This is a genomic window from Arthrobacter sp. 10L430 (assembly GCF_056395245.1).
In genome coordinates this window covers 214262-224940 of sequence record NZ_JBFTJD010000004.1, presented here as the reverse complement: position 1 = coordinate 224940, position 10679 = coordinate 214262, and the positions used below count along the sequence as shown (strand labels likewise).

8 protein-coding genes and 1 pseudogene are annotated in these 10679 nt (G+C 67.1%); 7 read left to right on the top strand and 2 right to left on the bottom strand.

The window, feature by feature from the left end; all coding sequences use genetic code 11:
* Both AC1DDG_RS06460 and AC1DDG_RS06455 read right to left on the bottom strand, forming a co-directional pair.
* Nucleotides 1-1460: DUF222 domain-containing protein (locus AC1DDG_RS06460; RefSeq protein WP_476875399.1), on the bottom strand; the 1460-nt coding region annotated here is incomplete at its 3' end.
* Nucleotides 1461-1627: 167 nt separating this feature from the next.
* On the bottom strand, nt 1628-2773 hold the full coding sequence (locus AC1DDG_RS06455) for a LacI family DNA-binding transcriptional regulator (RefSeq protein ID WP_476875398.1): 1146 nt from the start codon (nt 2771-2773) through the stop codon (nt 1628-1630).
* A 112-nt stretch (nt 2774-2885) separates the two neighbouring features.
* Between AC1DDG_RS06455 and AC1DDG_RS06450 the strand changes: the two are divergent.
* The 7 genes and pseudogenes from AC1DDG_RS06450 to AC1DDG_RS06420 form a co-directional block, all read left to right on the top strand.
* Nucleotides 2886-2942: pseudogene (locus AC1DDG_RS06450) on the top strand (hypothetical protein); the annotation flags it as partial.
* A 136-nt stretch (nt 2943-3078) separates the two neighbouring features.
* Nucleotides 3079-3270 (top strand): hypothetical protein, encoded by a 192-nt coding sequence (locus tag AC1DDG_RS06445; RefSeq protein ID WP_476875411.1) that lies wholly within the window; start codon nt 3079-3081, stop codon nt 3268-3270.
* A gap of 69 nt (nt 3271-3339) precedes the next feature.
* A complete protein-coding gene (gene rhaI / locus AC1DDG_RS06440) occupies nt 3340-4506 on the top strand; it encodes an L-rhamnose isomerase (protein WP_476875397.1) in 1167 nt (388 codons plus the stop codon).
* A 5-nt stretch (nt 4507-4511) separates the two neighbouring features.
* Nucleotides 4512-6584 (top strand): bifunctional aldolase/short-chain dehydrogenase, encoded by a 2073-nt coding sequence (locus AC1DDG_RS06435; RefSeq protein WP_476875396.1) that lies wholly within the window; start codon nt 4512-4514, stop codon nt 6582-6584.
* Nucleotides 6581-8077 (top strand): rhamnulokinase, encoded by a 1497-nt coding sequence (locus AC1DDG_RS06430; protein ID WP_476875395.1) that lies wholly within the window; start codon nt 6581-6583, stop codon nt 8075-8077. Before AC1DDG_RS06435 ends, AC1DDG_RS06430 begins: the two co-directional genes overlap by 4 nt.
* Before the next feature lie 155 nt (nt 8078-8232).
* Nucleotides 8233-9240 (top strand): acetylxylan esterase, encoded by a 1008-nt coding sequence (locus AC1DDG_RS06425; RefSeq protein WP_476875394.1) that lies wholly within the window; start codon nt 8233-8235, stop codon nt 9238-9240.
* Between the two features lie 242 nt (nt 9241-9482).
* Nucleotides 9483-10643, top strand: coding sequence for a 3-deoxy-7-phosphoheptulonate synthase (locus tag AC1DDG_RS06420; protein WP_476875393.1), 1161 nt, complete (start codon nt 9483-9485; stop codon nt 10641-10643).
* Nucleotides 10644-10679 lie beyond the last annotated feature (36 nt).

The following is a 10679-nucleotide window of genomic DNA, read 5'->3' as shown; positions in this document are numbered from 1 at the left end:
GCTGGCAGGGTGTTGGTGGCGAGGGCTGTTTTGCAGGCGCCGACGAGTCCGTCGAGGAGTTGTTGGGGGCGGGTGCGGCGTTCGAGGTGGGCGTCCGCGGCCGCGGCTTCGGCCGCGGCGCCGAATCCCGGCCCGGCATGCGCGCCCGCTCCGTCCCCGACGGCAGGGCCGTCACCGTTCTCCCCGGTGCCCGCGCCGGCGCCGGTGCCTGTTTCGCCGGTGCCTGTTCCGTCCGCGGTGGTGGTGGGTTGGGTGCGGGGGTTGGTGGCGGTGTTCATGGCGGTGAGGAGGTGTTCGTATTGGTCGGTGGTGGCGAAGATTTCCAGGTGGTGGAGGCCGCGGCGGGGGCGGCGGGTGAAGGCGCCTTGGCGGTGGCGGAGTTCTTCTTCGCTGGGTTCAGTGCCGTCCTGGTCGATGGCGTCGGTCCAGCGGTGGGCGATGCGGAGCAGGAAGTCGTGGTCGTTCTCCAGGGCKGTGCGGTTCAGGGCGGCCTCCATGCTCTGGAGGGTSGCGGGGTCGGTGATGGGGCGGGCCTTGTCCAGGGCGGTGGTGATGATGGTTCCGGCGCGGGAGGCGATGGTCCCGGCGGCCAGGTTCGCGGCGGTCTGTTCGCAGGCCGGGGGCATGGGGTGGGCGTTGAGGCCGGCGCGGGGCAGCACGGCCGCGGCGAGGGCGAGCCGGCGGCGGGCTTCGCCGATGCTGATCCGCAGCCGGACCCGGAGGTATTCGGCGGTGTTCCGGCACCCGTCATCGGCAGGCACAGACCGCGCCGGCCCCGGCGCTGTTCCCGGCACGGACGACGCCGCTGCGGGCATCGCTCCGGATCCGGTGACGTTCCCCGCGGTGACGTCCCCTGCGGTGTCGGTGTCGGTGCCCCAGCCGGTGGTCCAGCCGGCGGCCTTGGCCGCGGGTCCGGCGGCGTTGACCGCCTCGGTGCGGGTCCGCTCCACCGCGGCCGCGGCGAGCAGCTGAAGGTGCTCGGCCCGGCGGGAGAGCTCCTCGGTCACGTCCGCGAAATCCGCCGCCTCCCGGAAGGAAGCCAGCCCGAGCTCATTGTCCGCGGCGTCGACCGCCGAAGCCAGCGCCTCCAGACACTGCTCCAGGGCCTCAGCCGCCCCGCCACCGAAGGCGGTGCCAGCAAACGTCACGCCGGTGACAGACCCGCCGGTGACAGACCCGCCGGTGACAGACCCGCCGGTGACAGACCCACCGGCGGCAGCACCGCCGTCGGACGCCGCGTTCCCGCAGATGGCGTCGGCGCCGCGCAAGCCGGAACTTAGCCCGCCGGTGACAGACCCACTGGTGACAGCACCGCCGTCGGACGCCGCGGGATGCGTGAGCAAAGCGGAAGCGGGAACGCTGCGAAGCGCGCGGACCCGCAGCAGGGCAGCCGCGCTAAGGCCCGGCGTTACCGACTGGCCCGCGGTGTGATCCGCTGCGTGTTCCCCCATGGCTTCCATAGGAAAACTCTGTCAGAGGGGTCCGACATTTTAGCGGTGGCCAATGCGACCGTCTGAGGTAGCCGCCTCTTGGTCTCCTCACGCCTAGTGTGGGTGATGCGTCACGATTTCCGGATCAAGGTTGGTCCCTGGCCCCTCAGCGCTTGGCTTAGCTCGTCACACGTTGCTTATTGCCCTGCCGGAAGAGCTTCCGGTGCGGCTACGCGCTGAGCAGCCTCGCGCGGTGCGGCCGTACGCCGTCCTGCTTCCTTCCGTGCGGCGGATCGACCCGCTGCGCCTGGCTCTTCGCCGTCGACGGCGACAGCTCCGGCGGTGCTTTGCCGCACCACCAGTTCGGGGGTGAAGACTACGGCGCGGTGGCGGGGATGCGCGGCGTCGAGCTCTTCTGTGAGCAGTTCGATTGCCGTCCGGCCAATGGCCTCGGTCGGCTGCCGGATGGAGGAGAGCGGCACGACGGCTGAAACGGCAAAATCGATGTCGTCGTAGCCGATCAGCGCCACGTCCTCCGGGATGCGCAGTGTGTGTGTCATGGCCAGCGACTGCATGACGCCCAGCGCAAGGAGGTCGTTGGCGCAAAAGATGCCGTCCGGAAGCTGGTTCGAGTTGCGCGTCACCAGCTGGTCGCCCATCCCGCGGCCGGCCAGGACGGTCTGCCCCTCGGATTCAACGATTTCCAGCGACGCGCCGGGAACTTCGGCGACGGCGCGCCGCGCCCCCTCGAGGCGGTCGGCGAACTGGCGGACCGCCGTCGGCCCTGTCACGAAGGCGAGCCGACGGCGGCCGATGTCCAGCAGGTGCCGGGCGGCGAGGTGACCGCCTTCGACGTCGTTGACCGACACGGAACTGTACTCGGCGTCGTCGGCGAGGCGGTCCACCAGGACGGTTGGCACGCCGCGTTCCCGGAGCTGGTCCAGACGCTCAGTGACATCACCGACGGGCGAGATCAGCAGGCCTTGGACGCGCTGTTCCTGGAACAGATCGATATAGCCGGATTCCCTGCCGGCGTCGTGGCCGCTGTCGCCCAGCAGCACGGCGCTGCCGTGGAGTGCCGCGGCATCCTCGGCAGCCCGGGCCACGGACGTAAAGAAGGGGTTGCCTACATCCAGGACGATGAGGCCGATGGTCCGGCTGTGGCCGGCCCGCAGTTGGCGGGCGGCGTCATTGCGGACAAAACCCAGCTCCTCGATGGCGTGAAGGACGCGCTCCTTCGTGCGCTGTGAAACCCGGTCAGGGTAGTTCAAGACGTTCGAGACAGTGCCCACCGCCACCCGGGCGTGGTTGGCGACATCCTTGATGCTGGCTGACCGTGACATCCTTCTCCAAGCTCTCAGAGGCAGGGAATGCTTGACACCTGCCGTCTTCCAAGGATACTTTGAATCGTAATAATGAAACGTTTCAAGGCAGTGAAAAGTCAGGAGAATCCAGATGAGGATGTGTTTCCGCTGCCAAGTGCAACCCGGGGTCGCTGTCGAATACCGCCGCCGGCACGCCGAAGTCTGGCCGGACATGCTGCGGGCGCTCAGGATGTTGGCTGGCACGACCACTCTCTCTTCCTGTCCCACGACGGAGTGCTCATCGGATGCCTGGAATGTGAGGATTCGACGACGTCAGGGCACGGATGGCGCTGACCGATGTCAACGCGCGCTGGCAGGCAGAGATGGGCAGCCTGTTTGCCGCCGCGGATCAGCCTCCGGACGAAGGGTTCACGGTGCTCCCGGAGGTGTTCAACCTTGAGGACCAGCTCGTCGCGGCCGCCTCAACCGGGGGGTCGCTCCGGGCAGCGAACCCGGTAGCCAAAGCCACAAGATAGCCATCCGGCGGTCTCCAGCCGCCGGACACCCAATTTCCAAAACCCAGTAAGAGAAACCGGAACATGATCATGAATGACGTAGCAACGGCGCTGGGCAGGCTCGGGGAGCTTGCCATCGAGGTCCCTTCGTGGGCTTATGGGAATTCAGGCACCAGGTTCAAGGTGTTCGGCACGCCGGGCACGCCGCGGACGGTGCAGGAGAAGCTGGCAGACGCGGCCAAGGTCCACGAGTTGACGGGCCTGGCCCCGACGGTGGCGCTGCACATCCCGTGGGACAAGGTGGATGACTACGCCGCCCTGAAGGAGTACGCGGCGGGCCTGGGCGTGGGCCTGGGCACGATCAACTCCAACACGTTCCAGGACGATGAGTACAAGTTCGGATCCCTGACGTCCTCCAACGAATCCGTTCGCCGCCGCGCGATCGACCATCACTTCGAGTGCATCGACATCATGCACGCCACGGGGTCCAGGGATCTGAAGATCTGGCTCGCTGACGGCACCAACTACCCGGGCCAGGACGACATTCGCGGCCGGCAGGACCGCCTGGCGGAGTCGCTGCAGGAGATCTACGCCCGGCTGGGCGAGGACCAGCGCCTGGTGCTGGAGTACAAGTTCTTCGAGCCGGCTTTCTACCACACCGACGTTCCGGACTGGGGCACCTCCTACGCCCAGACCCTCGCGCTCGGCGAGAAGGCTTTCGTCTGCCTGGACACCGGTCACCACGCCCCGGGCACCAACATCGAGTTCATCGTCATGCAGCTGCTGCGCCTGGGCAAACTGGGGTCCTTCGACTTCAACTCACGCTTCTACGCCGACGATGACCTGATCGTCGGCGCCGCGGACCCGTTCCAGCTGTTCCGCATCATGCACGAGGTGATCCGCGGCGGCGGCTTCGGCCAGTCCGCAGGAGTGGCGCTCATGCTGGACCAGTGCCACAACCTGGAGGAGAAGATCCCGGGCCAGATCCGCTCGGTCCTGAATGTCCAGGAAATGACGGCCCGCGCCCTGCTGATCGACACCGCGGCACTGTCCGAGGCCCAGCGCGCCGGCGATGTCCTGGCCGCCAACGGCATCTTCAACGACGCGTTCTACACCGACGTCCGCCCGGTCCTGGCCGAGTGGCGTGAATCCCGCGGCCTGCCCGCGGACCCGATGGCCGCCTTCAAGGCCAGCGGCTACCAGAAACAAATCAACGAGGACCGCGTAGGCGGTCACCAGGCCGGATGGGGCGCGTAACACCGATGACCAACATTGCCAGCAACACCAACAAGACTGTTGAAGAACTGATCTCCCGCTCCAACCGCCTCGGCGAGGACAAGCGGAACACCAACTTCGCCGGGGGCAACACCTCCTCGAAGGGCATTGAGAAGGACCCGGTAACGGGCGACGACGTCCAGCTCCTTTGGGTCAAGGGTTCCGGCGGCGATCTGGGTACTTTGCGCGCGGAAAACCTGGCCGTGCTCCGCCTGGACCGGCTTCAGGCGCTGAAGAGCGTCTACCCGGGCGTGGAGCGCGAAGACGAAATGGTGGCCGCCTTCGATTACTGCCTGCACGGCAAGGGCGGCGCCGCACCGTCGATCGACACGGCCATGCACGGGCTCGTGGATGCCGCGCATGTGGACCACCTGCACCCGGACTCCGGCATCGCGATCGCCACGGCCGCGGACGGGGAGGCCCTGACCACCAAGATCTTCGGCGACAAGGTGGTGTGGGTGCCGTGGCGCCGGCCCGGGTTCCAGCTGGGCCTGGACATCGCCGCGATCAAGGACGCCAACCCGCAGGCCGTCGGCACCATCCTGGGCGGGCACGGCATCACCGCCTGGGGCGCCACCAGCGAGGAAGCCGAGGCCAACTCGCTGTGGATCATCGACCAGGCCGAACAGTTCATCAAAGAGAACGGCCGCACCGAGCCCTTCGGGCCGAAGCTGCCCGGCTACGGCGCCCTGCCGGAAGCCGAGCGCCGAGCCAAGGCCGCCTCCCTGGCCCCTGTGCTCCGCGGGCTGGCGTCCACGGACAAACCGCAGCTGGGGCACTTCAGCGACGACCCGGCCGTGCTCGAATTCCTCGAATCCGCCGAGCACCCGCGCCTCGGTGCGCTGGGCACGTCCTGCCCGGACCACTTCCTGCGCACCAAGGTCAAGCCGCTGATCCTGGACCTGCCCGCCGACGCCTCGATCGAGGACTCGGTCGCCCGGCTGAAGGAACTCCACACCGAATACCGCGAGGACTACCAGGCCTACTACCACCGGCACGCGGTTTCGGCAAGCTCCACCACCGAGGCTTCACCTGCCCTCCGCGGCGCGGACCCGGCCATCGTTCTGGTCCCCGGCGTGGGCATGTTCTCCTACGGCGCGAACAAGCAGACCGCCCGGGTGGCCGGGGAGTTCTACCTCAACGCCATCAACGTCATGCGCGGCGCCGAGGCGATCTCCACCTACGCCCCGATCGAGGAATCCGAGAAGTTCCGCATCGAGTACTGGGCCCTGGAGGAAGCCAAGCTGGCGCGGATGCCCAAGCCCAAGTCACACGCCACCCGCATCGCACTGGTGACCGGGGCCGCTTCCGGCATCGGCAAGGCCATCGCCACCCGCCTCGCCGCCGAAGGCGCCTGCGTGGTCATCGCCGACCTGAACCTCGAAAACGCCCAAAAGGTCGCCGCCGAACTAGGCGGCCCGGACGTCGCCATCGGCGTGCAGGCCGACGTCACGGACGAAGCCCAGGTCGCGGCAGCAATTGACGCCGCGGTGCTGGCCTTCGGCGGCGTGGACCTTGTGGTCAACAACGCCGGGCTCTCCATCTCCAAGCCACTGCTCGAAACCACCGAGAAGGACTGGGACCTGCAACACAACGTGATGGCCAAAGGCTCCTTCCTGGTGGCCAAGGCCGCAGCGAGGGTCATGATCGACCAGGACATGGGCGGGGACATCATCTACATCTCCTCCAAGAACTCGGTCTTCGCCGGCCCGAACAACATCGCCTACTCCGCCACTAAGGCCGACCAGGCACATCAGGTCCGCCTTCTCGCGGCGGAATTGGGCGAATACGGCATCCGCGTCAATGGCATCAACCCCGACGGCGTGGTCCGCGGTTCCGGGATCTTCGCCGGCGGGTGGGGCGCCAAACGCGCCGCCGTCTACGGTGTGGACGAGCAGGAACTGGGCAAGTACTACGCCCAGCGCACGCTGCTCAAGCGCGAGGTTCTGCCGGAAAACGTGGCCAATGCCGCCGCTGTGCTCACCAGCGCCGAACTCTCCCACACCACCGGCCTCCACATCCCCGTGGACGCCGGCGTGGCCGCAGCATTCCTCCGATGAGTTCACCAGCAACCCTGCCCCGTTCGCAGGGCGATGCCGACGGCGGCCTGTTCGCCGGCAGTTTGTTCGCCGCGGTCGATATTGGCGCCTCCTCCGGTCGCGTCATGCTCGGACGCATCGCCGGCGCACCCGCGGGCAAAGCCGCAGTCACCCTCGAGACAGTCCACAGGTTTCCGAACGGGATAGTGGAGTCCGACGGCGGCCTCCGCTGGGACTTCGACGCGCTCTTTGCCGCGGTGCTCACCGGCCTGGCCGCCGCCGCGGCGACCGCAGCCGCGGACGGCCAGACGATCACCAGCATCGGCATCGACACCTGGGCCGTGGACTACGGCCTGGTCAATGCCGCTGGTGAACTCACCGCCCAGCCCTACAGCTACCGGGACGAACGCAGCAGGTCGGCAGTGGCACCGGTCCACAAAAAACTGGACCCGGCACGGCTTTACGCCACCACCGGGCTGCAGTTCCTGCAGTTCAACACCCTTTACCAGCTCGCCACCGAGCCGCGCCTGGACGGGTTGCAGGCCCTGCTCATCCCGGACCTGATCGCGTTCCTGCTGACAGGCCAGCGCCGGACCGAAGCCACCAATGCCTCCACCACCGGCCTGTTCGACGCCGTTACAGGGGAGTGGGCCACGGACCTACTCACTGCGCTGGGGCTGCCGAAGAACCTGTTCCCGCCGCTGGTCCAGCCCGGTGAAACTGTCGGCACCGTGCTGCCCGCAATCGCGGAACGCACCGGGCTGTCAGCGGCAACCAAGGTAGTGGCTGTCGGCTCGCACGACACCGCCTCCGCCGTCGCCGCCGTCCCGGCAGAACAGGACAACTTCGCCTATATCTCCTCCGGTACCTGGTCATTGGTGGGAGTGGAACTGAAGCACCCCGTCCTGACCGAGGCCAGCCGGGCCGCGAACTTCACCAACGAGCGCGGCGTGGACGGCACCATCAGGTATTTGCGCAACGTCGGGGGTCTCTGGCTGCTCAGCGAATGCCAGCGCACCTGGGCAGCAGAAGGGTACAAAACGGAGCTCGGCGAACTGCTCGACGCCGCAGCGGCACTCCCGCCCGGCGGCCCGCAGATCAACGCCGACGACTCCTACTTCATCGCCCCGGACAACATGCCACAACGGATCCGCGCCGCCGTCAGGAATACCGGCGCTGTGCTTCCGGACCAACCGGCGGCCATCGTCCGCTGCATCCTGGACAGTCTGGCCGCCGGCTACGCGCGGACCATCGCCGACGCTGAACGGCTGGCGGACACCAAGGTGGACGTCGTGCACATCGTGGGCGGCGGTTCGCAGAACCGGCTCCTGTGCCAGCTCACCGCTGAAGCCACCGGAAAGCGTGTGGTTGCCGGCCCGGTCGAGGCCACGGCCATGGGCAACGTACTTGTCCAGGGGCGCGCCGCGGGGGCAATTAGTGGCGGCCTGCGGGAACTCCGTGCAGCCGTCTACAGCTGTCAACCGCTGGAAAGCTACCAGGCGGCACTGGTCTAGCGGAAGTGGCCGGAGATGAGGCTTCATCCGGCGCCGCACTCCGAAACGGCCCGCAATGTGGCGTCTCGGAGGGAAGGATCCTATGCCGATGCCTGACATAGGATCCACAACAGCACACAGCCTGGTTCTACACGCTTCAAGAGAACGGAAAGCCCATGCCTCTCTTCGATCTTCCGCTTGAGCAGCTGCGCGGTTACACCTCCGACGTGACCGCTCCAGCCGATTTTGACTCTTTCTGGGACCACACCATCAGGGAGGCGCGCGAGTTTCCGCTGGCAGCGGTTTTCGAGCCTGTGGAGAACTACCTGACGGTGATCGACACCTTCGACGTGACGTTCGCCGGCTATGGCGGTTCTCCGGTCAAGGGCTGGCTGCACCTCCCGGCGAACAGGGAGGCTGGAACCCGGCTGCCCGCCGTCGTGCAGTATGCCGGCTATTCAGGCGGCCGCGGCCTGGCCAACCAGGACACCAAGTGGGCCCAGGCAGGCTACGCGCACTTCATTATGGACACCCGCGGACAAGGCTACGGCGGCGCCGTGGGTGAGACCCCTGATCCTCATCCGTCTGCGGGCGAGGTGGCCCACGCAGGGCTGATGACCCGAGGTGCAGGCAGCCGGGAGGACTACTACTACCGGCGTGTCTATGTGGACGCGTTCCGCGCCGTCGAAGCGGCGCAGGCGCATCCGGACGTCGACGCTTCCCGGATTGTGGTTGCCGGCGTCAGCCAGGGCGGAGGCATCACGGTCGCCGTCGCAGGGCTTGCGGCCGGCAGGCTCGACGGCGTCGTCGCCGCCCTGCCCGACGTCCCGTTCCTTCAGGACTTTCCCCGTGCCATCGACATCACGCCGCGCGGCCCGTATCCCGAGATTGCTGCGTTTCTGGGCAGGCACCGCGAACGGTACGAGCCGATGCTGGCCGTGCTGAACTACTTCGACGGCGTAAACCTCGGCCGTGGCGCGACGGTCCCCGCGCTTTACTCGGTGGCGCAGATGGACGATGTCTGCCCGCCTTCCACCGTTTTCGCGAGCTACAACGCCTACGGCACAAATGGCGGTGGCGGAACTGCCAAGAACATCGAGGTCTACCGTTTCAACAATCATGAAGGTGGCCAGGAGCACCACTGGATCCGGCAGCTGCAGTTTTTGCGCAAGCTGGTGGGATGATCCGCCCCGCCGTTTGCGTGACGGACGGAATTTGCGGATCAAACAAATGCGAGGTTATGGTGTGGCTATGACTAACCGTTGGTATGCGTATTTTTCGTTGGCTCTGGAGGGGCCCGCGTCTAACTGACACGCATCCAACTTCCTTCAGAGCCAACAGGGCAGAGATCATTCTCTGCCCTTCGCCATTTCTCCGGCGGGTTCTGATCTGGGCCCGCTCCGTACCCCGGAACAGGACCCCGCACATGAGCACCGAAGCAGCCACCGAAATCCCGCAGAGCGTTTCGAAACCGTCCACGCCGAAGCAGTCCACCTCGAACTTAAGGGTCAGCGGGATCACCGCGCTCCCCACTCCTCAGGAGATGATCGCGGAACTGCCGCTGGACGCGCGGGTGGTGGACGTCGTCGAACGCGGCAGGGACGAAGTCAGGGCCATCATGGACGGCGTGGACGACCGATTGCTCGTGATCGTAGGGCCCTGCTCCATCCACGATCCCAAGGCCGGCCTCGAGTACGCCCGCCGCCTCGTCAGCCAGGCCGAGAAGCACAAGGAAGACCTGCTGATCGTCATGCGCGCGTACTTCGAAAAGCCGCGCACCACGGTGGGCTGGAAGGGCCTGATCAACGATCCGCGGCTTGACGGCACGCACGACATCGCCGCCGGCCTGCGCGAGGCGCGCCGCTTCCTGCAGCAGGTCACAGCGTTGGGGCTTCCCGCCGCCACCGAGTTCCTGGAGCCGATCAGCCCGCAGTACATGGCCGACCTCGTTTCGTGGGGGGCAATCGGCGCCCGCACCACCGAAAGCCAGATCCACCGCCAGCTGGCGTCCGGGCTCTCCATGCCCATCGGCTTCAAGAACGGGACCGACGGCGACCTCCAGGTTGCCGTCGACGCCTGCAGCGCCGCGGCGGCGGCCCAGGCTTTCCTGGGGATCGACGGCGAGGGTCGAGCCGCGCTCGTGGCCACCGCGGGAAACCCGGACACCCACGTGATCCTGCGCGGCGGCCGCAAGGGCCCCAACTACTCCGCCGCCGACGTCGAAGCGGCGTCAGCGAGGCTCGCCGCCAAGAACCTCAACCCGCGCCTCATCGTGGACGCCAGCCACGCCAACAGCGGCAAGAGCCATCACCGCCAGGCCGAGGTTGCGCTCGAAATCGGTGCGCAGTTGGAGGATGCGGGTACGGCCGCGGGTGCCATTGCCGGGGTCATGCTGGAGAGCTTCCTGGTGGGCGGCGCGCAGAACCTGGACGTGGCAGAACACGCCGCCGGGCGGTCTGAACTGGTGTACGGCCAGAGCGTGACCGACGCCTGCATGGAGTGGGATGTGACGACGTCCGTGCTCGACCAGTTGGCAGCATCGTCGCGGAAACGCCGGGGCTTTCACAATGGCCACGTGAGCCTCTAGAGTAACTAGCACACGGTTGTTCGATGGCTCAGCATC